Here is a 24,553-nt window from a genome sequence, read left to right on the forward strand (position 1 = left end):
CCCGTCAGCCTGTCGCGCGACGCGCCGCTTGGGCTAGAATCCGCGCGACCTGCCCCCGGCCCAGGGGGCGTTTTCGTTTACGGACTTGCGCATGAACGTCGATCCCTCCCTGATCCGCCCCTACGCCCCGCTGGTGCGACGCATCGAAGCCGAAGCCACGGTCATCGGCGACCAGATCCTGAAGATCGATCATTTCCTGAACCACCGCATCGAACCCAGCTTCATCACCGAGATGGGCCAGGAGCTCGCCCGCCGCCTGGCGGCGTTCGATCCCACCGTCGTGCTCACCGCCGAGGCGAGCGGCATCGCCCCCGGTCTCGTCGTCGCCCAGGCGCTCGACGTGCCGCTGGTATACGCCAAGAAATACGCCCCGCAGGTGGAGTCTCCCGCGATCGCGAGGGTGATTCCGTCGCCGACCAAGGGGGGTGAGACCAAGCTCGTGCTGTCGCAGCGCTACATCGTGCCGACCGACCGCGTCGTCATCGTGGACGATTTCCTTTCCAACGGCCGTACCGCGGTCGCACTCGTGGAAATGGCACGCGAGGCGGGGGCGACCGTGTTGTGCGCCAGCTTCATCGTGGAAAAGCGCTTCAAGAAGGGCCATGCCGCCATCGAGGCCTTGGGCGTGCCCGTCTCCACACTGGCCCAGGTCGAGGCACTCGAGAACGGCCGCGTGCAGCTCACCCAGCCCTGAACCTGCGCGCGAACGTGGGATTTGCACGCGCAGCGGACGGCGCGCCTGCTTAGACTGGACGCCTCGAAACAGGGGGTACCGAACATGGAAGCGTTCCAGGCGCAAACCGAGGCCTTTGCCGAGCAGGTCGAACAGGAGCTGCGTGACGGCACGCTGAGCTTCCCGACCGTCTTCGACCTCTCCCTGCGCATCAAGCGGCTGGCGGACGATCCCGACAGCTCGCTCGCCGACATCGCCAATGTCGTGCGCGCCGAACCCCTGCTTGCGGCCAAGGCCATCCGCATGGCCAACACCTTGTCGATGAACCCGTATCGCGGCGAGATCGACAGCCTCAAGGACGCGATCGGCCGCATCGGCCTGTCGACGCTGCGCTGCCTCGCCTTCGCGGTCGCGGCCGAGCAACTCGCGCGCGACCACCGCTCGCGCCAGATGCGACTGATCGCGACCGGACTGTGGATGCACGCGATCGACGTCGCGGCCTGGTCTTTCGCCCTTGCGCGCGCGCTCGACCGCCCCAACCCGGACGGAGCGATGCTCGCCGGCCTCATGCTCGACATCGGCCAGTTCTACCTGCTCGCCCGTGCCGCCCGCTATCCAGCGCTCGAAGGCGACTTGCCGCGCTTTGCCGAGCTGGTTGCGCTCTGGGATGAACCCGTGCGCACCGCGGTGCTCGAGACCTTCGACCTCCCCGACAGCATCATCGAGGCGTGCACCGCCGACCCCACCGCGCGCACCGAATGGCCCCCGGAATCGATGAGTGACATCGTATTCCTCGCCACCCTCGCCGCCGAGGCGCCGAACCCCTTCGATTCGCTGCTCGGGGTCGAGCGTCGGCCCGGCCTGCTCGAGGCCAGCCTGGGCGGACTCGAGCGCGAGGCCTTCCAGGGCCTGCTCGACGCCGCGCGCACCACACGGCACGAACTCATCGCAGCCGCCTGCGACTGAGTCGCCGCACGGCGGCGATCGCCGCCGCCACTGGCCTCGCACCGCGCACGCCGGGTCCGTCCCGTGTCGGTCAATCCTCCACGTCGAGCAGTGCCCGGCGGAGCGTCCGCGCGCACAGCTCGACCGCCTGCTGCGCCTCCGGGAAGACCTTGCCGAGCGTCAGGAAGCCATGCACCACACCGGGAAAGGCGTGGTAGGTGACCTCGCCGCCCTCGGCCGCGACCCGGGCGGCGAAGGCCTCGCAGTCATCGACCAGCGGGTCGAACTCGGCGCCGATCACGAGCATCGGCGGCAGGCCGGCGAGCGAAGCGGCCCGCATCGGTGAGGCCCGCCAGTCCTCGGTATCGCCCTCCGGGAGATAGCGCTCGAAGAACCAGTGCAGCGTCTCGCGATCGAGAAAGTAGCCATCGGCGTAGCGGTCGCGCGATGCGCGCGTACTCACGATCTCGGTGCTCGGATACACCAGCATCAGGAAGCGCGGCTGCGCTTCCTCGCCCCGCAGCGCGAGCGCGGTGACGATGGACAGGTTGCCGCCTGCGCTGTCCCCGCCGAGCGCGATCCGCTCCCGGTCGATGGCGAGCAGGTCTGCGTGGTCGGTCGCCCAAGCGAAGGCAAAGCGCGCATCCTCGGTCGCCGCGGGAAACGGGTGCTCCGGGGCAAGCCGATACTCCACCGACAGGACCGCGCAGCCCGAGGCATTGGCGAGTTGGCGACAGAGCACGTCATAGCTCGGCACGTCGCCCACGCACCAGCCCCCACCATGGAAGTAGATCAACAGCGGCAGGATCTCGTCGGCATGACTTTGCAGCGGTCGATAAAGACGGGCGAGCAATGCCGAACCGTCGGGACGCCCCATCGGCACCTCGACGGTCGCAGCGACCGCGGGCGGCTCCGGGCGAAAGGCGAACTGCAGCTTGTGGAAGGAATGCCGGGCCTGCGCTTCGGACAGGTGGTGAAAGCGCGGCGCGCCGACACGGTACGCCATGTCGAGCAGGGAGCGGGCTTGAGGGGTCAGGGGCATGAATGCGGGGAGCCGGGAACCGGGCCGTCAAAGGCCTTCGGCATGTGTTTGGACGGGTCGCAATTCTAGCGGTCCTCGCGGCGGCGGCGTGCGCCGATCATTCGCGCCAGCACGGGCAATAACCCCTTCGATTGTGTGCCAATCCACAGCGCAGCGCCTTGCGCAGGATTAGAATGCATCGAAACAGAGGAGGAAGAGCATGAGCAAGACCGAAGACTCCAAGATCGACGCCACCGCCGAGCGCGCGGAAGCGCCGGCAGCCCGGAAACCCGCTGCAGCCAGGAAGCCGGCGACCGCGAAGAAGGCCGTCCGGCCGTCACGTGCGGGCGACACCGCTCCCGACCTGAGCGCCGCCGGTATCGAGCGGTTCGAGGTCGAGGAAGCGATCTCCGCCGCAGAAGACTCCAAGCTGGTCGCCATCAGCGACATCCTCAAGACCGAAGTCGCGCGCGACGCCCGCGGCGCCTCGCGTGCGCTCGAGGCGATTCTGGCGGGCGCTTCGCCGGACGACATCCACATGCTGCGCCGCGCGCTCATGCGTGCCGACAGCACGCCGGCCGCGGCCGAGACCAATCCGGACGACGAGCTGTCGCCCGACTGGCGCCAGGGCGGCTACCCCTACCGCAACCTGATGTCGCGCAAGGCCTACGAGAAGCAGAAGTACCGACTGCAGGTCGAGCTGCTCAAGCTGCAGGCCTGGGTCAAGGACACCGGGCAACGCGTGGTGATCCTGTTCGAGGGCCGCGATGCCGCCGGCAAGGGCGGCACCATCAAGCGCTTCATGGAGCACCTCAACCCGCGCGGCGCGCGCGTGGTGGCGCTGGAGAAGCCCTCCGAGATCGAACGCGGCCAGTGGTACTTCCAGCGCTACATCCAGCACCTGCCCACAGCGGGGGAAATCGCCCTCTTCGACCGCTCCTGGTACAACCGCGCAGGCGTCGAACGCGTGATGGGCTTCTGCACCAACGACGAGTACAACGAGTTCATGCGCCAGGTTCCGGAGTTCGAGCGCAACCTGGTGCGCAGCGGCATCCACGTGATCAAGTTCTGGTTCTCGGTCAGCCGGGAGGAACAGCGGCGCCGCTTCAAGGAACGCGAGTCGCATCCGCTCAAGCAATGGAAGCTGTCGCCGATCGACCTCGCCTCGCTCGACAAGTGGGACGACTACACCAAGGCCAAGGAGGCGATGTTCTTCTACACCGACACCGCCGACTCGCCGTGGACGGTGGTCAAGTCCGACTGCAAGAAGCGCGCGCGCCTCAACGCCCTGCGCTACGTGCTGCACAAGCTGCCCTACACGAACAAGGACATCGAGCGCATCGGCCCGCTCGACCCGCTGCTGGTCGGGCGCGCCAACGTGGTCTACGAGCGCGGCGAGAAGGACGCGGTACCGCTGCTGTAATTGAACGCAGCGCCACATGAGGCACTTTTTTCGCATCAGTTTACCCGCCGCTGTGAGCAGACGTAAGCGGGCGTGCGACGGGCGCCGTCCGATGGTCTAGTGTGGCCTCATCCCGCCCGGTCAGGGCCGGGATCCGAACCACAGTCGGGAGGAGGAACGAGATGACCAGACTCGATGGGACCACCCTGAGGGCGCTCGCGCTCGCCGGTTCGCTGCTCGCGACACCGGTGTTCGCCGAAAAGCCCGCGCATGCGGGCGGTGGAAAGCCCGAGCGCATGCAGGACGAACGCGGCCCGGGCGCAAGGACGGATCGTCGCGACGACCACCGCAACGGGGCCCAGGGCAACGACGCGCGCGAGCACCGCAAGGATCCCGATCGTGGCGACAGCCGCGATCGCGACCGGAATGGAGATCGTGAGCGCAACCAGCGCGACGTCGCCCCGCGCGCGGGCAACTACTTCACCGAGCGCCACCGCGAAGTCGTACGCAGCTATTACGGCGAACGTTACCGCAGCGGCAGCTGCCCGCCGGGCCTGGCCAGGAAGGACAACGGATGCATGCCGCCGGGCCTGGCCAAGCAATGGCGGATCGGCTATCCCCTGCCGCGCGATCTCATCTACTACGACGCGCCAGGCGAGATCGTGCTGCGACTCGGCCTCCCGCCGGAAGGTCACCGCTATGTGCGCGTGGCCGCCGACATCCTGCTGATTGCGGTGGGCACCGGCCTGGTGGTCGACGCGATCGAGGACCTCAACCGCATGTGAGCAGCGCTGCTCGCCTTGCGGCGGGCGCTAAAGTTTCCGGATCGCGCGCCGTTCACCGACGCATGACGCGCTCTGGAACGCAGGATGCCTCCCAACGCCGGCCCCGCCCCTCTAACGAGGCGCGGGGCCTTGCTTCGAGCCGCCTGGCGTGGGCCGCCTTCCTGCTCTGGATCGCCTACAGCGCCGCGCTGCTGGGCTGGCACGCCCTCGACGCTCCGCCCGCCGATGCCTGCATCGTGCGCTGACCCCCAAGCACTGCCGTAGAAACAGGAATCCCACATGTCCAGGCCCCACGCCTCCACAGACGCCCTGCATGATTTCCGTGCCGCAGCCGACCGCCTGATGCTCGCCTTCCTCGGCGTGCATTTCGTCCTCACCCTGGGCATCGCGGCCTACACCGACACCTGGGCGATCGCCCTCGCCGTCGGTCTGCCGGCACTGCTCGTACCGGGCGCCCTGGCTGCGGCCGGCGCGGGCACGCTGCTCTCGCGCCTGGCGATCGCGGCCGCCTTCATGGTGTTCTCCGCGCTCACGATCCAGCAGTTCGGTGGCGCGATCGAGGCCCACTTCGGCATCTTCGTCCTGCTCGCCTTCCTGCTCTACTACCGCGACTGGCGACCGATCCTGCTCGCCGCCGTGCTGATCGCGGCCCACCATCTCGCCTTCAACTACCTGCAGGCGCTCAACTGGGGCGTGGTGGTGTTCTCCGACGGCGCCTCGCTCGCGCGCGTGCTGGTGCATGCAGCCTACGTCGTCGTCCAGGCCGGCATGCTGATGTACATGGCGCTGCGCCTCGAACAGGAGGCGCAGGTGTCGGCGCGGGTCGGCCAGCTCGCCGCACGCATCGGCGAGGGCGACCTGCGCACGCTCGACGAGCGCGACGACGACTCGGGCCTGCTGCGCTCGGTGATCGACATGCAGGCCAAGCTCGCGGCAACCCTCCAGGGCTTCAGCCGCGAGGCGCAGTCGATCGCCACCAGCGCGCAGGCGCTCGACCACCATTCGGGCGTCGCAGCCGAACACATGCGCCAGCAGCGCACCGCAACCAGCGACATCGCAACCGCGGTCGACGGGCTCACCGGCGAGATGGCCCGCCTCGCGTCCGACGCCGAGCAGGCGCGCACGCTCGCGGCGGACTCGGGGGCGTCGGCGCGCACCGGCGCGCGCATCGTGCAGGCGGCGATCGACGAGATCACCGGCATCGCCGGCACCATCCAGCACTCGGCAGACAGCGTCGACGAGCTCGGCAACCAGTCCGACCGCGTCGCCGAAGTCGTCAGCCTGATCAAGGACATCGCGGGCCAGACCAACCTGCTCGCGCTCAACGCCGCCATCGAGGCCGCGCGCGCAGGCGAACAGGGGCGCGGCTTCGCCGTCGTCGCCGACGAGGTTCGCAAGCTCGCCGAGCGCACCTCGGCCGCGACCGAAGAGATCTCCGGCATGATCGACGACATTCAGGCAAGCAAGACGCAGGCGCTGGCGAACATCGAGTCAGCCGTCGCCCGGGTCGGCAAGGGCACCGAGCTCGCCGCCGAGGCGGGCGCCTCGATCGCGCGCATCACCGAGGACGCGTGCCGGGTCGAGCAGGTGTTCGGGGCGATCGCCTCGAGCCTGGTCGAGCAGAGCACGGCCGCGCGCCAGATCGCGGCCGCGGTCGAGTCGGTGGCGAGCCTCGCGGACGAGACCGAGCACTCCGCGCGCGTCGTCGCCGGCGAGGTCGACACCCTCGATCGCACCGCGCGCGAGCTGTCGCAGGCGGTGCGCAGCTTCCGCCTCGCCTGAGGCGCGCGAACCGGCCGCGCCGACCGTGGTCTATCCGGCACCCCAGAGCGGAGACCCGATCATGCTTCTTCAATCCTTGCGCCACCTTGTGCTGCCGGCCGCGATCGCGGCGCTGTGTGCTCCCGCCCTCGCCGACCCGGGCCCCGGCGGCGCAGCGATGTTCGACCACGAATTGCGCCGCCTGCACTCCGACGAGGTGGTCAAGCTGGGCGAGCGCTTCGCCGGGCAGCCGGTGCTCGTGGTCAACACCGCCAGCCATTGTGGCTTCACCGACCAGTTCCGCGAGCTCGAGGCCGTGCACCGGAAGTACAAGGACCGCGGCCTGAAGGTGGCGGGCTTCCCGTCCGACGACTTCCGCCAGGAGGCCAACGACGAAGCCAGGACCGCCGAGGTGTGCTTCGAGAACTTTGGCGTCACCTTCGACATGTTCGCCCCGATCGCCGTCACCGGGGACCAGGCCCACCCGCTGTTCCGCGAGATCGCGCGCCAGTCCTCGGCGCCGCGCTGGAATTTCCACAAGTACGTGATCGACCGCAGCGGGCGCGTGGTCGCCGCCTTCCCCAGCCGGGTCAAGCCTGACGCGCCCGAGGTGCTGAAGGCGATCGAGCAGGTCCTTTAAGGCCGCAGGCCGCCACATCGCCCGCCGCCGGCGCCGCGGGGTGGGCGTTCGCGCCCGCGCGCCGCAACACGGGACCGACCGCGAACGTTCCCCATACGCTGCCAGGCAGGCGAGAATGCGTGCCTTGCCGAACCCCTGCGCGCGCGCGGGGTCGGGTCAACAGGCCTTACATAACGGGAGCGAGCAATGAAGACCTACGACTACATCGCCATCGGCGGTGGCAGCGGCGGCGTCGCCACGGCGCGCCGGGCCGCCGAATACGGCGCCCGCGCGCTGGTGGTGGAGGCGAACCGCCTGGGGGGCACCTGCGTCAACGTCGGCTGCGTGCCGAAAAAGGTCATGTGGTACGCCGCGGGGATTGCGCAGGCGATGCGCGACGCAGCGGGCTACGGATTCAGCGTCGGCGACACGCGCTTCGACTGGAACACGCTCAAGTCGCGCCGCGACGCCTACATCGCGCGCCTCAACGGCATCTACGCCAACATGCTTGAGAAGGCCGGCGTCGATGTCGTGCGCGGCTTCGCGCGCTTCGTCGATGCGCGCACGATCGAGGTGAACGGCGAGCGCTTCAGCGCGCCGCACATCGTCATCGCCACCGGCGGCCGGCCGCTGGTGCCGGACATCCCGGGCGCCGAGCTCGGCATCGACTCGGACGGCTTCTTCGCCCTCGAGCAGCAGCCGCGCCGGGTCGCGGTGGTGGGCGGGGGTTACATCGCGGTCGAGCTCGCCGGCGTGTTCAACGCGCTCGGCAGCGAGGTCAACATGCTCGTGCGCGGCCCCCATCTGCTGCGCCCCTTCGATGCCTTGCTGCGCGAGGAGCTGATGGCGCAGATGCAGGAGGACGGCGTGCGGCTCAACTTCGCGACCGAGGTCCGCAGCGTCGCCCGCGGGGCCGACGGCACCCTGCGCGTCGCGTGCAGCAGCGGCAAGGCGCTCGAGGTGGATGCGCTGGTATGGGCGACCGGTCGGCGCGCCAACACCGACGCGCTCGACCTCGCCGCCGCCGGTCTGACCGCCGACGCGCACGGCGTGATCGCCACCGACGCCTTCCAGAACACCGTGGTGCCGGGCATCTACGCCATCGGCGACATCACCGGCCGCGCCGAGCTCACTCCGGTGGCGATCGCCGCCGGCCGCCGCCTGGCGGCGCGGCTGTTCCTGAACCAGGCCGACAGCAAGCTCGACTACGACACCATCCCGACGGTGATCTTCAGCCACCCGCCGATCGGCACCGTGGGGCTGACCGAAGACGAGGCGCGCGCGCGGCTCACGGCGGTCAAGGTGTACACCACCCGCTTCACCGGGATGTACCACGCCCTCACCGAGCATCGCCCGAAGACGGCGATGAAGCTCGTGTGCGCCGGCGCCGAGGAGCGCATCGTCGGCGCCCACGTGATCGGCGAAGGCGCGGACGAGATGCTGCAGGGCTTCGCGGTGGCGGTGAAGATGGGCGCGCGCAAGGCGGACTTCGACGACACGATCGCGATCCACCCGACCAGCGCGGAAGAATTCGTCACCATGCGGTGACGGGGAGCGAGCGATGCCGATGACCTACGAACAGCACCTCGACGAGGTCGCCACCCTGCTCTACGAGCGCTACGACCAGAGCGAGGAGGCGGCCATCAAGCTGGTGATGGCCGCCCAAGCGGACGACTTCTTCAGCGGGCATGACGACGATCCGTCGATCTGCACGCTGGAACGCGCGCAGGCGGACGCCCGCGCGGTCTTTCGCAAGTACGGAAAGGCTTAGGAGCAGCAGCCGTGACCGCCACCGCCGCCGCAGCCGCCGCCCATGCCGGCCGCTGCGGCCACGGGGGCGCCCACCGCAGCCGGCGCGCCGAGCTGGATGGTGAAGTCGATAACGATGTTGCCCGGCTCGCGCGCAACGTAACTGATGCCGACCTGGTTGCCGTAGCGCTGCTGGATCTGGTTGAGCAGCGGCAGCGGGTCGTGGTCGTTGACGAAGCGCATGACCTCTCCGTCCTCGAGCGACTCGAGCGCACCGAAGATGGCGGCATGGCGGAAGCGCTTGGCGACGCCGCGCGCATCGAAGGGGTGAACAGCATTCTCGAACATCGTGATCTCTTCCATCGGGTGGGGTCCGGTCTCGTTCTGCGGCCGGAATCGCAGCATGCGGATGCTAGCGATCCGCCGCGCGCAAAACCTTGAGCAAGGACAAAAACGCCCTGTGGACTGCTAAAGTGTCCCGTATCACCACAGCATCGATCGGAGTCGCCCCCATGCGCGCCACCCTCGCACGCCGCCTGTCGCTCACCGTGCTCCTCGCCGCCTCCCTGGCCCTGACGGGTTGCGGCTACAACGACTTCCAGCGTCTCGACGAGCAGACCAAGTCGGCCTGGGCCGAGGTCCTCAACCAGTACCAGCGGCGTGCCGACCTGATCCCCAACCTGGTGGAGACGGTCAAGGGCGAGGCGAACTTCGAACAGGAGACCCTCAGCCGCGTGATCGAGGCGCGCTCGCGCGCGACCGCGATCCAGGTCACGCCCGGGATGCTCGACGACCCAGAGGCCATGGCGCGCTTCCAGCAGGCCCAGGGCCAGCTTGGCAGCGCGCTGTCACGCCTGCTCGCGGTCTCCGAGAACTACCCCAACCTCAAGGCCAACCAGGGCTTCCAGGATCTTCGCGTACAGCTCGAAGGCACCGAGAACCGGGTCACCGTGGCACGCAACCGCTACATCGAGGCGGTGCAGGCCTACAACGTGCTGGCCCGCAGCTTCCCGACCAACCTGACTGCCATGGTCTTCAGCTACAAGCCCAAGGCCGGCTTCACCGTGGCCAACGAAGCCGAGATCTCGGCGCCCCCGCGCGTGGACTTCGGCGGCCAGGGCGGACGCTGACGCCCGCATGGCGAGCCCCATGCTCCACGCCTTGCCGCACGGGCTTCGTCCTCGCGGCACGGTCTCCGGCGCGGTCTGTCGCCTCGGGGTGGCCTCGGTCTTCCACGCGGTGCTTGGGGCTGCGTTCATGGGTGCACTGCGTCTGACGGCCGGCGCGCTCGCGCTTGCGCTCGCCCTGGCTCTGGCCTCCTCCCCGGCCTGCGCCCAGGCGCTGCAGCCGGTGCCCGCGCTCAGCGCGCGCGTGATCGACCGCAGCGGCACGCTCGATCCCCGCCAGATCGAGGCCCTGGAGCAGAAGCTGGCGGCATTCGAAGCGCAACAGGGGAGCCAGATCGTCGTGCTCCTCGTCCCCACCACCCAGCCCGAGGACATCGCTGCCTACGCGTTCCGCGTCGCCGACAGCTGGAAGATCGGCCGCCGCGAGGTAGGCGACGGCGTGCTGCTGCTGGTGGCAAAGGAAGACCGCAAGGTTCGCATCGAGGTGGCACGTGCGCTCGAGGGCGCGATTCCCGATCTCGCAGCCTGGCGCATCATCGACGGGTCGATCACGCCGGCTTTTCGCCGTGGCGACTTCGCGGGCGGGATCGACGCCGGGGTGGAGGGGCTGATCGCGCTCATTCGTGGCGAGGGTCTGCCGGTGCCGGAGCAACGCGCTGCGGGCGGTGCGGGAATGGGGCTCGACGATCTCGGCGCCCTGCTCTTCGTGGCCGTCCCCATGCTCGGCGCGGTCCTCGTCGGCGTGCTGGGTCGCAAGCCCGGATCGCTGCTCACCGGCGGCCTCACCGGCCTCTTCGTGCATCTCCTGACCGCCAGTCTGGTGCTGGCGCTCGTAGCGGGGGTTCTGGCGGTGGTCTTCGTGCTGGCGCTCGGGGTCGGTAGCGGCGGGCGCGGCGGCCCGACGCATCGTGGCGGAGGCCCGATCATCCGCGGCGGAAGCGGCGGCTTCGGCGGGCGCGGCAGTGGAGGCTTCCGCTCCGGTGGCGGTGGCAGTTTCGGTGGCGGTGGCGCCTCGGGGGGCTGGTGATGCAGGCCCTGCTTCGCGTTCTCCACCATCTCTGGCTCGACGCCGACGACGCCCGGCGCGCGCTCGGCGACGACGCGATCGACCGTCTGGAGGCCCGCGTCGCCGCCAGCGAGCGCGCGCACACTGGCGAGGTCTGCCTGTGCGTGGAGGCCAGCCTGCCGCCCAGCTACCTGTGGCGTTGGATTGGCCGCCGACAGCCGATCGCCGACGTGGTGCGCGACCGCGCCCTCACCCTTTTCGGCAAGCAGCGCGTGTGGGACACGGAGCACAACAATGGCGTGCTCATCTACCTGCTGCTGGCCGAGCATCGCATCGAGATCGTCGCGGACCGCGCCCTCGCCCGCTGCGCCGCGGAGTCCGAGTGGCAAGACCTCGTTGCCCGCCTGGCCGGGGATTGCCGATCCGGTCGAATCGAGCAGGGCCTCGCAGCGGCGGTCGACGCCGTGGACGCGCTGCTCGCCGAACATTTCCCTGCATCCGCAGCACGCGCAGGCGGCGCCGACGATCCCGGCCTGCCGGACCGGCCGACCATACGTTGAACGCCGGCACGCCGCCCACGGCCCGACTGTCGCTGCATTGCAACATCCCGTCATGGAAACGCCAGCTGCATCGCACTCCGGTCGGGCTGCGCCGGCCAGCTATGCTATTGTGAGATGGAGACGGCCGCATCCGGCAGACGTTTGCCGCATTGCGGTTTCGCGCAGGCGAGAGCCCCGTCTCAAGCCAATCAGACAATCAATGAATGCGAGTGGAGAGGACCCTATGGCCAGCAAGCAAGAACAGATGAACGAACTTCAGAAGAAGAACCTGGAGGCCGCGATGCGGCTGGCTCAGCTGTCCATCGAGAACTCCCAGCGCATCATGGAGATCCAGGTTACGACCGCAAAGCGCCTGTTCGAGGAAGGCGTCGAGAACGCCAAGGCGCTGTCGTCCGTCAAGGATCCGAAGAACATGATGGAACTGCGTGCGAACTACGCGCAGAGCACGACCGAGCAGATGCTCGCATGTGCCCGCCAGATCGCCGAGATCACCGCCAGCACGCAGGCCGAGTTCGGCAAGCTGGTCGGCGAGCAGCTCACCAGCGGCAGCACCGACATGTTCGAGGCGATGCAGAAGATGTTCAAAGGCATGCCGATCTCGGATCAGAACGCCCTGGGTGCGATGCAGACCGCGATGGACACCACCCGTGCGGCATTCGAGCAGATGACGCGGGCCTCGACCGAAGCCTTCCAGGCATTTACGCAGCAAGGCACGCGCGGCCGGCGCTGAGCCGGCAAGACCGGGTGCCCGTGGCGCTCGGTCGCGGCCAGATGAACACGGCGCCCGCGGGCGCCGTTTTTCGTGACGTCCACGCAGGCACGGCCCGCGCGTCAGCGGCGCTGCTCGATGTCTTCCCAGTTCGATTCATCCTCTGCAGCAGGGCCAGCCCCCGACCAGCGCGCGGCCGCCGCGTCATCGGCCGCGCGTGCATCGACCCAGCGCGCACCTGTCGGCGTTTCTTCACGCTTCCAGAACGGGGCCTGAGTCTTCAGGTAGTCCATGATGAACTCGCAGGCCGCAAACGCCGCGCCCCGGTTGGCGCTGGCCACACCGACGAAGACGATACGATCGCCCGGCTCGAGCCGGCCATGGCGGTGGATCACCCGCACGCCGAGCAAGGGCCAGCGCGCTCTGGCCTGTACGACGATGTCCGCGAGCGCGCGCTCGGTCATGCCCGGGTAGTGCTCCAGGGTCATCGCATACACACCGCTGCCATCGTTGGCATCTCGCACCAGACCGACGAAACTCGCCACCGCGCCGATATCGCGGCGATCGGCGCTCAGCGCGGCCATTTCCGCACCGACGTCGAAGTCGGCCTCCTGCACACTGACTTCGGAACCCATGTCCATGCTCAGCCTCCAGTCACCGGCGGAAAGAAGGCGACCTCGTCCCCCCCTGCCAGCGCCGCATCTTCGCTCACCATGCGCTGATTGAGCGCGGCACGCACGTTACGCCCCTCCGCAAGCGCCTGCCAGCGGTCGCCGCGTCCGGCCAGATGGGCACGCAAGGATCCAACCGTGGTCACGTCGCCAGGAAGTTCGATCTCTTCACCCGGGCGGCCCACCGCCTCCCGCAGGCTGGCGAAATACAGCAGCTTCACCTTCGTCGTCATTGCAGTCATCGTCCGCGTTCGTTCTAGAGTTGCAGGTGGCACGGGGCTCAGTGCATGAGCTCGCCGTAGGGCAGGAAACGGACCGTCTCGCCGCGCGCGATCGCGGTCGAGGCCGGAATGTCCACAAGCCCGGTCGCCCAAACAGTTGAATTGAGCGCCGCCGAGCCCTGGTTGGAGAACAGCTCCACACCGCCCGCCTCATTCATGCGCGCGCGCAGGAACTCGCGGCGACGGTCCGGCTTCGGCCAGTCGAAATCGGCGCGCAGCATCATCGACGCCGGCGCCACCTCGGTCACGCCCTGGGTGGCGAGCAGGAAGGGGCGCACCATCATCAGGAAGGTCACGAAGCTCGACACCGGGTTGCCGGGCAGGCCGATGAAGGCGGCGCCGTGCACCCGGCCATAGGCGAGCGGCTTGCCCGGCTTCATCGCGATCTTCCACATGTCCAGACTGCCTTCGGCCTCGACCGCCGGCTTGACGTGGTCCTCCTCGCCGACCGACACCCCACCGCTGGTGAGGATGAGATCGTGGCCCTCGGCGGCACGTCGCAGCACCTCCCGAGTCGCATCGAGGCGGTCAGGGACGATGCCGAAATCCTCGACCTCGCAGCCGATCGCGGTCAGCAGGTTGCGCAACATGAAGCGATTGGAGTTGTAGATGCCGCCCGGTGGCAGGGGCTCGCCCGGCATCACGAGCTCCGAGCCGGTCGAGAACATGGCGACCCGGACGCGGCGATACACCGGCAGCTGCGCCAGGCCAACCGAGGCGGCGAGCGCCACCGCCTGCGGCGACAGGCGAAGACCCGCAGGCAGGATCTGCGCACCCGCTGCGATGTCCTCGCCCATCTTGCGTACCGCTTCGCCCAGCCGCGGCACGGTGTTGATCACCACCTCGTCACCGATGTGTTCGCAGCACTCCTGCATCACCACGGTGTCCGCCCCCGGAGGCAGCGGCGCGCCGGTAAAGATGCGCGCGGCGGTGGCGGGCGCAAGCTCATGACCGACGCTGCCTGCGGGGATGCGCTGGCTCACCGGCAGGCGGGTGCCGGCCACCGGTACGTCGGCCGCGCGCAGCGCGTAGCCGTCCATGCCGGAGTTGTCCATCGGCGGCTGGTTGATCGTGGAGTACTGCGTGGCTGCCAGCACGCGGCCGGCGGCGAACATGGCATCCACCTGTTCGATCTCGCGCACCGGACGAACGAAGCCGAGCAGCTTTTCGTAGGCCTCGTCGAAGGAAAGCATGTTTGCGTTCATCGGCTCTTCAGGTATTCCAGGATGAAGTCCGCTACCTTCGCCGGCTCGTCAAGCGGCAGGCGCGGTAGCGGGCAGTCGATGTCGCCATTGGTGGCGACAGCGACCACGTGGGGGTTCTCCGGCCACAACGGCGGCTTGCCGTGAGCGGGGCGATGGATCTCGATCTTGGGCACGGCAGCGGCCTTGTAGCCTTCGATCAGGACGAGATCGCAGGGTTCGAGCAGGCGCAGCTGCGCCTCCAGCGAGGGCTCGGGCGCACCGCGCAACTCGTGCATCAGCACCCAGCGGTCATTGGACAGCATCAGCACCTGAGTGGCACCGGCCTCGCGGTGGCGCCAGGAGTCCTTGCCCGGCTTGTCGAGGTCGAAGCCGTGATGGGCGTGCTTGATCACCGACACGCGCAAGCCGCGCGCAGTGAACTCGGGGATCAGCTTTTCGACCAGGGTGGTCTTGCCGGAACCGGACCAGCCGGCGAAACCGAACACATTCATCGAGAACTCGGCCGAAGGGTGACTTGAGCACGCAAGGATACAACAGAGCGCTCCCCAACCACCCCTCACCCCCCTTACCGAGCTCAGCCCCCCTGCCGTGGCGGCGGCAGGTTCTCCAGGAAGGCGACCGCGTCGGCCTCGGCGCGCGTGCGCCGCATCGGCGGCAGGCTGCGCCACACGACCTTTCCGTAAGACTTGTCGATCATGCGCGGGTCGCAGATGCAGAGCACGCCGCGGTCGCGCTCGGTGCGGATGAGCCGGCCGGCGCCCTGCTTCATGTTGATCACGGTCTTGGGCAGCTGGTGATGCACGAAGGGGCTCAGGCCCTGCTTCTGCATGTGCTCGACGCGCGCGGCCAGCACCGGATCGTCGGGCGGGGCGAAGGGCAGCTTGTCGATCACCACCAGCGACAGTGCGTCCCCCGGCACGTCCACACCTTCCCAGAAGCTCTGGCTCGCCACCAGCACCGCGTTGCCAAGGCGGCGGAAGCGCTCGAGCAGCTCGGTGCGCGAGCCCTCGCCCTGCAGCAGCACCGGCAGGTCGTCGCTGCTCTGCACGAGGCCATCGAGAATCAGTTCGTGAATGCGGCGCATCGCCCGCAGCGAGGTGCACAGCACGAAGGTGCGCCCGCGCGCGGCGCGGATCAGCGGCAGCGCCACCTTGGCCACGCGCTCGGTGTAGTCGGGCGAATTGGGCTCGGACATGCCCGCGGGCGCGTACAGCAGGGCCTGCTCGGCGTAGTCGAAGGGGCTGCCCCACACCGCGGTGAGCGGCGGTGGATCCATCCAGGCCAGGCCTAGCTCGCGGCAGTAATGGCCGAAATCGGCCTTGCCCACCGCGAGCGTCGCCGAGGTGAAGATCCACGCCCGCGGATGACCCTCGAGCTGGCGCTTGAACACGTCCGAGACGTGCAGCGGCGTGGCGTTGAGCGCCAGCGACTGGGTGAACACCTCGACCCAGCGGATCAGGTCCTTCTCGTCCGGGTTGCGCCAGCTCGCCAGGCGCTCGGCCATCTCCTCGGTGCGGCGCAGGCAGTTGCCCAGGCCCTCGGAGCGCTCGGCCTGGGTGTCGAGCACCGCCTTGAAGTCGGCGAGCGCCTTTTCCAGCGCCTCGACCATGGCGTCGAAGTTCTCGCGCTCGGCGGCCTGCGCGGCGGAAATCCGTGCACTCTCGGCGCCGAACACGAGGCGCAGATCGCGCGCCGCCTTTTCCAGGTTGCGGGTCTGGTCGATCATCGCCACGCAGTCGCGCGCCGCCGCCACGGTTTCCGAACGGGTGTCGCGCGCCAGCTCCAGCACCTGCGCGGTGGACACGCTGTCGCCGAAGAACAGGCTCGCGGTCTCGGGCAGCTGGTGGGCCTCGTCGAAGATCACCGCGTTGCACGCCGGCAGCAGTTCGCCCATGCCCTCGTCCCGCAGCATCACATCGGCGAAGAAGAGGTGGTGATTGACCACCACTACGTCCGCCTCCATCGCGTTCCGCCGCGCCTGCATCACGAAGCACTCCTCCTTGTGCGGACAATCCTGGCCGAGGCAGTTGTCGCGCGTCGAGGTGGCGGCGATCCAGGCCAGCGAGTCCTCGCGCACATCGGTGCATTCGGCCTTGTCGCCGCTCTGCGTGACCTTGGCGAAGCGCGCGATGGCGCGCAGGTCGGCGGCGTCCTGCGCGGTGAGGAAGCGGCCGTCGCGCGCGTTGCGCTCGAGGTGATAGTGGCAGACGTAGTTGGCACGGCCCTTGAGCAGGGCGATGCTCACCGGCACCTTGAGTGCCGCCCGCACCGTCGGCAGGTCGCGGTTGAAGAGCTGGTCCTGCAGGGTCTTGGTGCCGGTGGACAGGATCACCTTGCCGCCGGCCAGCAGCGCCGGCACCAGGTAGGCGAAGGTCTTGCCGGTGCCGGTGCCGGCCTCGGCCACCAGCACGCGGTTCTCGCGCAGCGCCTCGGCGATCTTCTGCGCCATCTCGATCTGTTGCGGGCGGGCGCGAAAGCCGGGGATCGCGGCGGCGAGCGGGCCGTCGGCGGCAAAGATCGGGGTGGGGTCGGACATCGACTCGGAGAACGCTTGAAAAGCCGAGAGTATAGCGCCCGGCGGGACCGCAGCAGCGCCCGCGCGACAATTCCATTGTCCTAGTTGCGTATCGCCCGTTCGATACTGTCACGTGGCGGTCACGGAACTGAAATCTGCGCTGAGGAAAATCCGGCTTCCCCTTCAGAACCTCGATCCGTGGAGCCCCCAATGAGTCAGTTCGACCTCGACGACCTGCCCAGCAATCATTCCGACAACGAGCACTTCCAGCACGTGGTGGACCGCGTGGTGTCGCGCCGCGGCTTCCTGAAGAGCGGCCTGGGCCTCGGCGCCGCCGCCTTCCTTGCCGTCCCGCTCGCGGCTCAGGCGGCTCAGCACGCACACCAGCACATGGATGCCGGCTATGGCAACAACGGCCCGCGCACCGCACCGAAGATCGGCTTCGCGCCGGTCGCCGCCTCGCGTGCAGACGCCATCGTCGTTCCGCCCGGCTACAGCGCGCAGATCTTCGCGCCCTGGGGCGATGCGCTGTTCGCCGACTCGCCGATGTGGAAACCGGACGGCACCAACACCGGCGCCGAGCAGGCCCGCCAGATCGGCGACAACCACGACGGCATGCACTTCTTCCCGCTCCACGGCAAATCGGGCCGGGAAGGCCTGCTGGTGATGAACCACGAGTACTGCAACTACGAATACCTGTTCGGCGCCGGGTTCATGACGCCGTGGACGGCCGACAAGGTGCTGAAGGCGCAGAACGCGCACGGTGCCTCGGTGATCCACATCCGCCAGCACCGCAACAGGTGGGAGATCGTCCTCGGATCGAAGTACAACCGCCGCATCACCGGCAACACGCCGATGCGGATCAGCGGCCCGGCCGCCGGCCATGCGCTGATGAAGACCCAGGCCGACCCCACCGGCACCCGCGTCCTCGGCACGCTCAACAACTGCGCCAACGGCTTCACGCCGTGGGGCACCTACCTCACCTGTGAGGAGAACTTCAACGGCTACTTCGGCACCACCTCAGGCGTCGACGGCCGCGACGAGTCGATGAAGCGCTACGGCATCAACGCCCGCGGCACCGGCTACCGCTGGGAAGAGTTCGACGATCGCTTCGACTACGCGAAGGAGCCGAACGAGTCGAACCGCTTCGGCTGGGTGGTGGAGATCGACCCCTTCGACCCCACCTCGATGCCGGTCAAGCGCACCGCGCTCGGCCGCATCAAGCACGAGAACTGCGCCTACGCCTTCACCGCCGACCGCCGCGTCGTGGTGTACATGGGCGACGACCAGACCAACGACTACATCTACAAGTTCGTGTCGGATGGCCGATTCGTTCCCGGCAAGGATGCGGCCAACCGCCAGCTGCTCGACCATGGCAAGCTCTACGTCGCCCGGTTCGGCAATGGCGCCACCACCGGTGACTTCATGGGCACGGGCGAGTGGGTGCTGCTCGACAAGCAGGCAAACCCGGTACTGGCCGCCGATGGCCGTTTCGCCGATCAGGCCGAGGTGCTGATCAAGACCCGCCTCGCCGCCGACGCCGTGGGCGCGACCAAGATGGACCGCCCGGAATGGATCGCCGTGCATCCGGGGACCAACGAGGTCTACTGCGCACTCACCAACAACAGCGGCCGCAGCCCGGCTCAGACCGACGATGCCAACCCCCGTGCCGCCAACCGCTTCGGCCAGATCGTGCGCTGGCGCGAGGCGGGCAACGATGTCGCGGCGATGCACTTCGACTGGGACCTGTTCGTGATCGCCGGCAACCCGAACGTCTATGCGCCGGGCGACCTCAACGCCGGCTCGGCGAACATCGACGCCACCAACACCTTCAACAGCCCGGACGGCATCGGCTTCGACCCGGACGGCCGCCTGTGGATCCAGACCGACGGCAACTTCAGCGACGCCGGCGTCTACGCGGGTCAGGGCAACAACCAGATGTTGTGCGCCGATCCGGCGACGGGCGAGATCCGCCGCTTCCTCGTCGGTCCGTCGGGTTGCGAGATCACCGGTCTCACCTTCACCCCCGACGGCCGGACGATGTTCATCAACGTCCAGCACCCGGGTGAAGTCGGCAGCCACCCCAACCGCCCCACCCCGCCCGCCGGCGTCGGAATGGACGACTTCATCGCCGCCAACCCGCTCGCCTTCAGCCGCTGGCCGGATGCCGCGGGCGGGCGCCCGCGCTCGGCGACCGTCATCATCACCAAGGACGATGGCGGCGTGATCGGCAGCTGAGTTGCATCGGCGCCCGGCGCGCGTTACCGACCCTTCGCCGGGGCGCACGCGCCGGGCTCGATCGCATCGGGCCTGCCACGGCACCCTCGCCGTGGCAGGCCCGATCTCATCTACCCCTGCCTCGGTCGCCCCGCCTCACCCGGCTCCGCCCGAGTCGAGCAGCTTCAGATGGGCCGGCGGCGCCTTGCCGTGCTTGTCCTCACCGAAATAAAGCGTCAGGTGCGGGTACGGGATCTCGATCCCGGCCGCATCGAAGTGACGCTTGACCAGGCGGTTGTAGGCACGGCCGACCGGAAACTGCGAGCCCGCGCGGGTCTTGATGCGCACCCTGATGTTGACCGAGCTGTCCGCGAGCGCGGTCACGCCATGCACCTCGAGCTGATCGTCGAGGATCTGCTCGCGAAGGGCGGGATCCTGCAGCAACTCGGCGAATGCCGCGCGCAGATGCTCGATGGCGTCGTCGGTATCTTCCCGGTAGCCGATGCCGTACTCGCCGACGTGCCAAGCGAAACCGCGGTTGTAGTTCGCCACCGTGTCCACCGACGAGAACGGCAGCAGATGGTAGGTTCCGGAGAGGTCGCGCAGGCCGAGCGAGCGGATCGTCATGCGCTCGACGGTGCCGGTGATGCCCCCTGCGGTGACGGTGTCACCCACGTCGATCGCACGCTCGAGCTGGATGAAGACCCCGGTGATGACGTCCTGCACCAGCTTCTGCGCGCCGAAGCCGATCGCCAGTCCGAGCACGCCCGCACCGGCGAGCAGCGGCGCGATGTTGATGCCGATCTCGGAAAGCACGACCATCGAGGTCACCACCACCAGCGCGATCGCGACCGCATTGCGGAAGATGGTCAGCAGCGTGCGCGCGCGCGGGTTGGGCGCCGCGCCCGCCTGCGGATTGAGGCGGAACTCGATCCAGCTCGCGATCACCAGCCACGCGAAGAGCGCCAGCACGATGATGAGCGCGACCGACAGGGCGCGCCCGAGCAGGCGCGCACCGGACTCCGAAGCCACCCACGCGCCGAGATCGAAGGGCGTCCAGGCGTCGGCGACGACCGCGAGCACCGCCGCCAGGATCGCGAAGCGGGCGACCTTGAGCGCAGTCGGCACATAGGCATTGAGGCGCGCCTCGAGCAAGGGAAACTTGGCGCGCAGCTCGTCGCCGATGTGGATGCGGCGCAGGATCACCTGCGTGAGCAGCGCCGCAAGAACGATGCCCCCGACCACCGCGATCAGGGTCTGACCGGTCGCGGCGAGCATGAAGGGGAGCGCCTCCTCCGGGTACAGGATGGCGGTGACGAGGATCGCAGCGAGATAGACGAGCGCGACCACGTGCCAGATCCGCGCGCCAATTCCGACGCTGATCCGTGCGAAGGACGACTCCATGCGCTCGGCGAGTGCATCGAGCGCCGCGCGCGCGCGCAGGCGATTCTGCATCACGATCACCGCGGTACGCAGCAGCGCGGCGAGCAGGATGAGGACGGCGACGGCCCGCCCGAGCTCGGCGGTGACGAAGTGGTTGATCATCGGCACCGCCATCATCAGGCCATAACCGAGAAAGAACACCATGCGCGAGGACCAGGCGTACCAGTACGCCTGGTCCTCCTCGGCAAGCGGCAGGATCCGCAGGCGCTCGCCATGGCGTGCGAGCAGGATGCGCAGGGCAGCGCGCAGGCACTCGACCACGAGGAAGGCGTTGAGGAACAGGGATTCGTGAGCGCGCAGCTCCCCGGGCGCGCCGAGCGCGAACAGCGCCAGCCCGTGGCCCGCAAGCCAGGCGAGCGCGACGACTGCGACATCGGTCATCGCTGCGCCACCGATCGAGAACGCGCGCCGCAACCAGATCAACGCCACCGCGCCGTCGCGGCGTCCGGCCTGGCGATCGAGGGCGCGAAACGCCGCCCGTGCCCCCAACCACAGCAAGCGGAACACGACCAGGGTGACCACCACCAGCGCAGCGAACTCGCCACCGATGCGACCTAGAACCTGGGTATCCACGGCCAGCAGGCGGTGCCATGCGTCGCCGAACGCGGCAACGGCGTTGCGGGTCTCGCTCACCGCGCCCTGCGCGACGCGCTGGGACAGTTCGGCCACGCGGGCGGCGAGCGAGGGTTCGCCGGCCGCCCCGGCGATGGCCTCCGCCGCATCCTGCTCACCGTGCTTGCGCAGCTGTTCGATCAGCGCCGCGCGTGCCGCTTCGTCCTCGAGCAAGTCGGCGAGGCGCTCGTGGCCCGACTCGGCCGCGGGGGCGTCGGATTTCGGGTCGGCAGCGTGCGTGGTCGGGGGGAAGAGGCCTGCAAGCGCGAGCGCAAACACGAACGCAAGGCAGGCCATGAGCGGTTGCTTCATGGCATGGCTCCAGTCATCGGGATTGTCGTGGCGGCACCGGAGGGCGGTGGCCGCGGCTGCGCGACGCTGGCGGGCTTCAGTGCGTCGTCCGCCCGGCTGCGTGCGAGACAGGGGCACGCGGCGGGGCTTGCAGCGATTTAGTTTTGCGCAATTATATCATCGATACGCGCACTGCCGTCGCGGACGGGCGGTTGCCGCGACGCCCCGTCCTTCGACTCACTCGGTGCGGTGCGCCTCGGCGAGGTAGTCGCGCGTGCGCATCTCCATCAAACGGCTGACGGTACGCACGAACTCGTGGGCGTTGTGGCCCTCGGTGTAGAGATCGTAGGCCTCGACCGCGGCGCTCATGATCAGCTTCACACGGTGGTCGTAGAGCACGTCGATCAGCCAGGTGAAGCGGCGCGCCTCGGAGGCGTTGCCCACCAGCATCTTCGGCACGTCGGCCAGGATCAAGGTGTGGTGTTCGCGCGCGATCTCGAGATAGTCGTTCTGCGAACGCGGCCCGCCGCACAGGGTAGCGAAGTCGAACCAGATCACGCCGGGGGCCTGGCGCACCACCGCCAGGCTGCGGCCGAGCACCTCGACCGACCCGCCGCGGCCCTCGCTCGCCGCCAGGCGGCGGAAGTCCTCGGCCATCTTGCGTTCGGCCGCCCCATCGTGCGGGACGAGATACATTTCCATGTTCTCGAGCGTGCGCAGTCGGTAGTCGGTACCGTGGTCGACCTCGATGACGTCGAAGCGCTGCTTGATCATCGCGATCGTGGGCAGGAAGTTGATCCGCATCAGGCCGTTCGGATACAGCCCGTCGGGCGGATAGTTCGAGGTCATCACGAAGATGACGCCGCGCGCGAACAAGGCTTCGAGCAGCCGGCCGAGGATCATGGCGTCGGCGATGTCCGAGACGTGGAACTCGTCGAAGCACAGCAGTCGGGTGGCCTTGGCAATGCGGTCGGCCACCTTCTGCAGCGGATCGGGCTCGTGGTTGTGATCCTTGAGGTCGTTCTGCACTTCCTGCATGAAGGCGTGGAAGTGCACCCGGCGCTTGCGCTTGTAGGGCACCGCATCGAAGAAGCAGTCCATCAGGAAGCTCTTGCCGCGCCCCACCCCGCCCCAGAAATACACGCTGCGAGGCATCTTCGGCTTGTTGAAGAGTTGCTTGATGCGGCTGCCCTGGCGCGCGGCCTTGAAGCCGACAAGCTCGGTATACAGCCCCTGCAGCCGCTGCGCCGCTGCGCGCTGAGCGGGGTCGGACTTGAATCCGCGCGACTTGAGCTGGTGCTCGTAGGCGTCGATCATCCCGTGCTCGGGAACGTTGAGAATGCGATGCGGCATGGCTGGAGAAGTACGGAGCGGGAAACGGCGAGAGGGTAGACGGAAAGAGGGTGAGTGGCGAGGCCCGGCCCCGCACAGCTCACCCTCGGCCCTGAACGTTGCGCTTAGAAGTGCAGCGGGCGCTTGTCGCAGGCCAGCGCAGCTTCATGCACCACTTCCGACAGCGTCGGGTGGGCGTGGCAGATGCGCGCCAGATCCTCGGAGCAGCCGGCGAACTCCATCGCCACCACCGCTTCGGAGATCAGCTCGGAGGCATTGGCGCCGATGATGTGCACGCCGAGGATGCGGTCGGTGGCGGCATCGGCCAGCATCTTGACGAAGCCGGTCGGGTCACCCATGCCGAGCGCACGGCCGTTGGCGAGGAAGGGGATCTTGCCGACCTTGTAGGCGACACCGGCGGCCTTGAGTTGCTGCTCGGTCTTGCCGACCCAGGCGATCTCGGGGCTGGTGTAGATGACCCAGGGCACGGTGTCGAAGTTGCAGTGGCCGGCCTGACCCGCCATCAGCTCGGCGACCATCACCGCCTCTTCCATCGCCTTGTGCGCGAGCATCGGGCCACGCACCACGTCGCCCACGGCCCAAACGCCCGGCAGGTTGGTGCGGCAGTGCTCGTCCACCTCGATCTGGCCGCGCTCGTTGATCTTGAGATCGACAGCTTCGGAGTTCAGGCCCTCGGTGTTGGGCACGCGGCCGACGGAGACGATCAGGCGGTCGGCCTCGAGCTTCTGATCGGCGCCGTCCTTGTCCTTGTAGTTGATCGTGACGCCCTTCTTGCCGATCTTGACCTCGCCGATGGTGACACCGAGGTTGATCTTGAGGCCCTGCTTGGTGAAGACCTTGAGCGCCTCCTTGGCCACGTCCTGATCGGCCGCGGCGAGGAAGTCGGGCATCGCCTCGAGAACGGTCACGTCCGCCCCCACACGACGCCAGACCGAACCCATCTCGAGGCCGATCACGCCGGCACCGATCACGGCGAGCTTCTTGGGCACCGCGTCGATCTCGAGCGCGCCGACGTTGTCGCAGACGATCTTGTTGTCGACCGGAATCCCCGGCAGGTGGCGCGGCGACGAACCGGTGGCGATGATCACCTGCTTGGCGACGACGAGCTCCTCACCCACCTTGACGTGCCAGCCCGCATCGCCCTTGCCTGCGAACGAACCGTGGCCGTTGAGCAGCGTGACCTTGTTCTTCTTGAACAGGCCCTTGATGCCACCGGTGAGCTGGTCGACGATGCCCGCCTTGCGCGCGATCATCTTCGCGACGTCGATCTTCGGCGTGCCGACGTTGATACCCTGGCTCTCGAAGCTGTGGCCGGCCTCCTCGAACAGGTGCGAGGTGTGCAGCAGCGCCTTGGACGGGATGCAGCCGACGTTCAGGCAGGTCCCGCCGAGGCGCGGCTCGCCCTTGGGGTCGGCATACGGATTGGATTCGCAGCACGCGGTCTTGAAGCCGAGTTGCGCTGCACGGATGGCCGCGACATAGCCGCCGGGGCCGCCGCCGATGACGAGGACGTCAAATTCTTTGGACATTCATCTCTCCCTACCGGAAAACGGGGCGCTGCCCCGCCGCGCAGGCGCCGGGCCTGGCAGCGTGACGCGCCCCTGTGCG

24 protein-coding genes are annotated in these 24,553 nt (G+C 68.4%); 14 read left to right on the top strand and 10 right to left on the bottom strand.

Features of this window, described 5'->3' with window-relative positions; all coding sequences use genetic code 11:
- Window positions 1–91: 91 nt before the first annotated feature.
- Both xpt and AAG895_RS11625 read left to right on the top strand, forming a co-directional pair.
- Entirely contained in the window at window positions 92–694 is a 603-nt protein-coding gene (gene xpt / locus AAG895_RS11620) for a xanthine phosphoribosyltransferase (RefSeq protein WP_345792171.1), read from the top strand.
- A gap of 84 nt (window positions 695–778) precedes the next feature.
- The gene (locus tag AAG895_RS11625) at window positions 779–1,639 is read left to right on the top strand and encodes an HDOD domain-containing protein (RefSeq protein WP_345792172.1); all 861 of its coding nucleotides are present in this window, start codon (window positions 779–781) and stop codon (window positions 1,637–1,639) included.
- A 70-nt stretch (window positions 1,640–1,709) separates the two neighbouring features.
- Here the strand turns inward: AAG895_RS11625 and AAG895_RS11630 are convergent, their stop codons facing one another.
- Window positions 1,710–2,660 carry an alpha/beta hydrolase gene (locus tag AAG895_RS11630; RefSeq protein ID WP_345792173.1) on the bottom strand — a complete coding sequence of 317 codons (951 nt, stop codon included), beginning with the start codon at window positions 2,658–2,660 and terminating at the stop codon, window positions 1,710–1,712.
- A 199-nt stretch (window positions 2,661–2,859) separates the two neighbouring features.
- Between AAG895_RS11630 and ppk2 the strand changes: the two genes are divergently transcribed.
- The 7 genes from ppk2 to AAG895_RS11665 all read left to right on the top strand — a co-directional run bounded on the left by ppk2 (window position 2,860) and on the right by AAG895_RS11665 (window position 8,977).
- Complete coding sequence (gene ppk2, locus AAG895_RS11635) at window positions 2,860–4,062, top strand: polyphosphate kinase 2 (RefSeq protein WP_345792174.1); 1,203 nt, start codon at window positions 2,860–2,862, stop codon at window positions 4,060–4,062.
- A 161-nt stretch (window positions 4,063–4,223) separates the two neighbouring features.
- On the top strand, window positions 4,224–4,826 hold the full coding sequence (locus AAG895_RS11640) for an RcnB family protein (protein ID WP_345792175.1): 603 nt from the start codon (window positions 4,224–4,226) through the stop codon (window positions 4,824–4,826).
- A gap of 62 nt (window positions 4,827–4,888) precedes the next feature.
- Window positions 4,889–5,071, top strand: coding sequence for a hypothetical protein (locus AAG895_RS11645; protein WP_345792176.1), 183 nt, complete (start codon window positions 4,889–4,891; stop codon window positions 5,069–5,071).
- A 34-nt stretch (window positions 5,072–5,105) separates the two neighbouring features.
- Window positions 5,106–6,608 (top strand): methyl-accepting chemotaxis protein, encoded by a 1,503-nt coding sequence (locus tag AAG895_RS11650; RefSeq protein ID WP_345792177.1) that lies wholly within the window; start codon window positions 5,106–5,108, stop codon window positions 6,606–6,608.
- Window positions 6,609–6,669: 61 nt separating this feature from the next.
- Window positions 6,670–7,227, top strand: a complete 558-nt coding sequence (locus AAG895_RS11655; protein ID WP_345792178.1) for a glutathione peroxidase — start codon at window positions 6,670–6,672, stop codon at window positions 7,225–7,227.
- 186 nt (window positions 7,228–7,413) lie between these two features.
- Window positions 7,414–8,754 carry a glutathione-disulfide reductase gene (gorA, locus tag AAG895_RS11660; protein WP_345792179.1) on the top strand — a complete coding sequence of 447 codons (1,341 nt, stop codon included), beginning with the start codon at window positions 7,414–7,416 and terminating at the stop codon, window positions 8,752–8,754.
- Between the two features lie 13 nt (window positions 8,755–8,767).
- Complete coding sequence (locus AAG895_RS11665) at window positions 8,768–8,977, top strand: hypothetical protein (RefSeq protein ID WP_281048330.1); 210 nt, start codon at window positions 8,768–8,770, stop codon at window positions 8,975–8,977.
- On the opposite strand, the gene AAG895_RS11670 is transcribed toward AAG895_RS11665, so the two are convergent.
- Window positions 8,974–9,318 carry a DUF2249 domain-containing protein gene (locus tag AAG895_RS11670; RefSeq protein WP_345792180.1) on the bottom strand — a complete coding sequence of 115 codons (345 nt, stop codon included), beginning with the start codon at window positions 9,316–9,318 and terminating at the stop codon, window positions 8,974–8,976. The genes AAG895_RS11665 and AAG895_RS11670 overlap by 4 nt on opposite strands.
- A gap of 149 nt (window positions 9,319–9,467) precedes the next feature.
- Between AAG895_RS11670 and AAG895_RS11675 the strand changes: the two genes are divergently transcribed.
- The 4 genes from AAG895_RS11675 to AAG895_RS11690 all read left to right on the top strand — a co-directional run bounded on the left by AAG895_RS11675 (window position 9,468) and on the right by AAG895_RS11690 (window position 12,378).
- Window positions 9,468–10,085 carry a LemA family protein gene (locus AAG895_RS11675; protein WP_345792181.1) on the top strand — a complete coding sequence of 206 codons (618 nt, stop codon included), beginning with the start codon at window positions 9,468–9,470 and terminating at the stop codon, window positions 10,083–10,085.
- 127 nt (window positions 10,086–10,212) lie between these two features.
- Window positions 10,213–11,109: a TPM domain-containing protein gene (locus AAG895_RS11680; RefSeq protein WP_345795282.1), complete on the top strand. Its 897-nt coding sequence runs from the start codon at window positions 10,213–10,215 to the stop codon at window positions 11,107–11,109.
- The gene (locus tag AAG895_RS11685; protein ID WP_345792182.1) at window positions 11,109–11,648 is read left to right on the top strand and encodes a TPM domain-containing protein; all 540 of its coding nucleotides are present in this window, start codon (window positions 11,109–11,111) and stop codon (window positions 11,646–11,648) included. Before AAG895_RS11680 ends, AAG895_RS11685 begins: the two co-directional genes overlap by 1 nt.
- A gap of 223 nt (window positions 11,649–11,871) precedes the next feature.
- A complete protein-coding gene (locus AAG895_RS11690; RefSeq protein ID WP_345792183.1) occupies window positions 11,872–12,378 on the top strand; it encodes a phasin family protein in 507 nt (168 codons plus the stop codon).
- A 101-nt stretch (window positions 12,379–12,479) separates the two neighbouring features.
- On the opposite strand, the gene moaE is transcribed toward AAG895_RS11690, so the two are convergent.
- The 5 genes from moaE to AAG895_RS11715 form a co-directional block, all read right to left on the bottom strand.
- Window positions 12,480–12,992 carry a molybdopterin synthase catalytic subunit MoaE gene (moaE, locus tag AAG895_RS11695; RefSeq protein ID WP_345795283.1) on the bottom strand — a complete coding sequence of 171 codons (513 nt, stop codon included), beginning with the start codon at window positions 12,990–12,992 and terminating at the stop codon, window positions 12,480–12,482.
- An 8-nt stretch (window positions 12,993–13,000) separates the two neighbouring features.
- Window positions 13,001–13,261 carry a molybdopterin converting factor subunit 1 gene (moaD, locus tag AAG895_RS11700; protein WP_345792184.1) on the bottom strand — a complete coding sequence of 87 codons (261 nt, stop codon included), beginning with the start codon at window positions 13,259–13,261 and terminating at the stop codon, window positions 13,001–13,003.
- 47 nt (window positions 13,262–13,308) lie between these two features.
- A complete protein-coding gene (gene glp, locus AAG895_RS11705; RefSeq protein ID WP_345792185.1) occupies window positions 13,309–14,514 on the bottom strand; it encodes a gephyrin-like molybdotransferase Glp in 1,206 nt (401 codons plus the stop codon).
- Window positions 14,511–15,005, bottom strand: a complete 495-nt coding sequence (mobB, locus tag AAG895_RS11710; RefSeq protein WP_345792186.1) for a molybdopterin-guanine dinucleotide biosynthesis protein B — start codon at window positions 15,003–15,005, stop codon at window positions 14,511–14,513. Before mobB ends, glp begins: the two co-directional genes overlap by 4 nt.
- Before the next feature lie 83 nt (window positions 15,006–15,088).
- Window positions 15,089–17,050 carry an ATP-dependent DNA helicase gene (locus tag AAG895_RS11715; protein ID WP_345792187.1) on the bottom strand — a complete coding sequence of 654 codons (1,962 nt, stop codon included), beginning with the start codon at window positions 17,048–17,050 and terminating at the stop codon, window positions 15,089–15,091.
- Between the two features lie 189 nt (window positions 17,051–17,239).
- On the opposite strand from AAG895_RS11715, the gene AAG895_RS11720 reads away from it, so the two are divergent.
- Window positions 17,240–19,267, top strand: coding sequence for a PhoX family phosphatase (locus tag AAG895_RS11720; protein WP_345792188.1), 2,028 nt, complete (start codon window positions 17,240–17,242; stop codon window positions 19,265–19,267).
- Between the two features lie 135 nt (window positions 19,268–19,402).
- Here the strand turns inward: AAG895_RS11720 and AAG895_RS11725 are convergent, their stop codons facing one another.
- From AAG895_RS11725 to lpdA, 3 genes are all read right to left on the bottom strand, one after another.
- A complete protein-coding gene (locus tag AAG895_RS11725; protein WP_345792189.1) occupies window positions 19,403–21,613 on the bottom strand; it encodes a mechanosensitive ion channel domain-containing protein in 2,211 nt (736 codons plus the stop codon).
- Between the two features lie 216 nt (window positions 21,614–21,829).
- A complete protein-coding gene (zapE, locus tag AAG895_RS11730) occupies window positions 21,830–22,945 on the bottom strand; it encodes a cell division protein ZapE (RefSeq protein ID WP_345792190.1) in 1,116 nt (371 codons plus the stop codon).
- A gap of 104 nt (window positions 22,946–23,049) precedes the next feature.
- Window positions 23,050–24,474 (bottom strand): dihydrolipoyl dehydrogenase, encoded by a 1,425-nt coding sequence (lpdA, locus tag AAG895_RS11735; protein ID WP_345792191.1) that lies wholly within the window; start codon window positions 24,472–24,474, stop codon window positions 23,050–23,052.
- Window positions 24,475–24,553: the final 79 nt, after the last annotated feature.

Source organism: Thauera sp. JM12B12, assembly GCF_039614725.1.
Lineage (GTDB): Bacteria > Pseudomonadota > Gammaproteobacteria > Burkholderiales > Rhodocyclaceae > Thauera.

Bases quoted from the DNA above. Each gene is read 5' to 3' on its own strand.
- AAG895_RS11725 (WP_345792189.1), bottom strand. From the start codon at position 21,613: ATGAAGCAACCGCTCATGGCCTGCCTTGCGTTCGTGTTTGCGCTCGCG.
- ppk2 (WP_345792174.1), top strand. From the start codon at position 2,860: ATGAGCAAGACCGAAGACTCCAAGATCGACGCCACCGCCGAGCGCGCG.
- xpt (WP_345792171.1), top strand. From the start codon at position 92: ATGAACGTCGATCCCTCCCTGATCCGCCCCTACGCCCCGCTGGTGCGA.
- AAG895_RS11670 (WP_345792180.1), bottom strand. From the start codon at position 9,318: ATGGAAGAGATCACGATGTTCGAGAATGCTGTTCACCCCTTCGATGCG.
- AAG895_RS11675 (WP_345792181.1), top strand. From the start codon at position 9,468: ATGCGCGCCACCCTCGCACGCCGCCTGTCGCTCACCGTGCTCCTCGCC.
- gorA (WP_345792179.1), top strand. From the start codon at position 7,414: ATGAAGACCTACGACTACATCGCCATCGGCGGTGGCAGCGGCGGCGTC.
- AAG895_RS11720 (WP_345792188.1), top strand. From the start codon at position 17,240: ATGAGTCAGTTCGACCTCGACGACCTGCCCAGCAATCATTCCGACAAC.
- AAG895_RS11640 (WP_345792175.1), top strand. From the start codon at position 4,224: ATGACCAGACTCGATGGGACCACCCTGAGGGCGCTCGCGCTCGCCGGT.
- AAG895_RS11645 (WP_345792176.1), top strand. From the start codon at position 4,889: ATGACGCGCTCTGGAACGCAGGATGCCTCCCAACGCCGGCCCCGCCCC.
- mobB (WP_345792186.1), bottom strand. From the start codon at position 15,005: ATGAATGTGTTCGGTTTCGCCGGCTGGTCCGGTTCCGGCAAGACCACC.
- zapE (WP_345792190.1), bottom strand. From the start codon at position 22,945: ATGCCGCATCGCATTCTCAACGTTCCCGAGCACGGGATGATCGACGCC.
- AAG895_RS11715 (WP_345792187.1), bottom strand. From the start codon at position 17,050: ATGTCCGACCCCACCCCGATCTTTGCCGCCGACGGCCCGCTCGCCGCC.
- moaE (WP_345795283.1), bottom strand. From the start codon at position 12,992: ATGGGTTCCGAAGTCAGTGTGCAGGAGGCCGACTTCGACGTCGGTGCG.
- AAG895_RS11625 (WP_345792172.1), top strand. From the start codon at position 779: ATGGAAGCGTTCCAGGCGCAAACCGAGGCCTTTGCCGAGCAGGTCGAA.
- AAG895_RS11690 (WP_345792183.1), top strand. From the start codon at position 11,872: ATGGCCAGCAAGCAAGAACAGATGAACGAACTTCAGAAGAAGAACCTG.
- glp (WP_345792185.1), bottom strand. From the start codon at position 14,514: ATGAACGCAAACATGCTTTCCTTCGACGAGGCCTACGAAAAGCTGCTC.
- AAG895_RS11680 (WP_345795282.1), top strand. From the start codon at position 10,213: ATGGGTGCACTGCGTCTGACGGCCGGCGCGCTCGCGCTTGCGCTCGCC.
- AAG895_RS11685 (WP_345792182.1), top strand. From the start codon at position 11,109: ATGCAGGCCCTGCTTCGCGTTCTCCACCATCTCTGGCTCGACGCCGAC.
- AAG895_RS11650 (WP_345792177.1), top strand. From the start codon at position 5,106: ATGTCCAGGCCCCACGCCTCCACAGACGCCCTGCATGATTTCCGTGCC.
- moaD (WP_345792184.1), bottom strand. From the start codon at position 13,261: ATGACGACGAAGGTGAAGCTGCTGTATTTCGCCAGCCTGCGGGAGGCG.
- AAG895_RS11665 (WP_281048330.1), top strand. From the start codon at position 8,768: ATGCCGATGACCTACGAACAGCACCTCGACGAGGTCGCCACCCTGCTC.
- AAG895_RS11655 (WP_345792178.1), top strand. From the start codon at position 6,670: ATGCTTCTTCAATCCTTGCGCCACCTTGTGCTGCCGGCCGCGATCGCG.
- AAG895_RS11630 (WP_345792173.1), bottom strand. From the start codon at position 2,660: ATGCCCCTGACCCCTCAAGCCCGCTCCCTGCTCGACATGGCGTACCGT.
- lpdA (WP_345792191.1), bottom strand. From the start codon at position 24,474: ATGTCCAAAGAATTTGACGTCCTCGTCATCGGCGGCGGCCCCGGCGGC.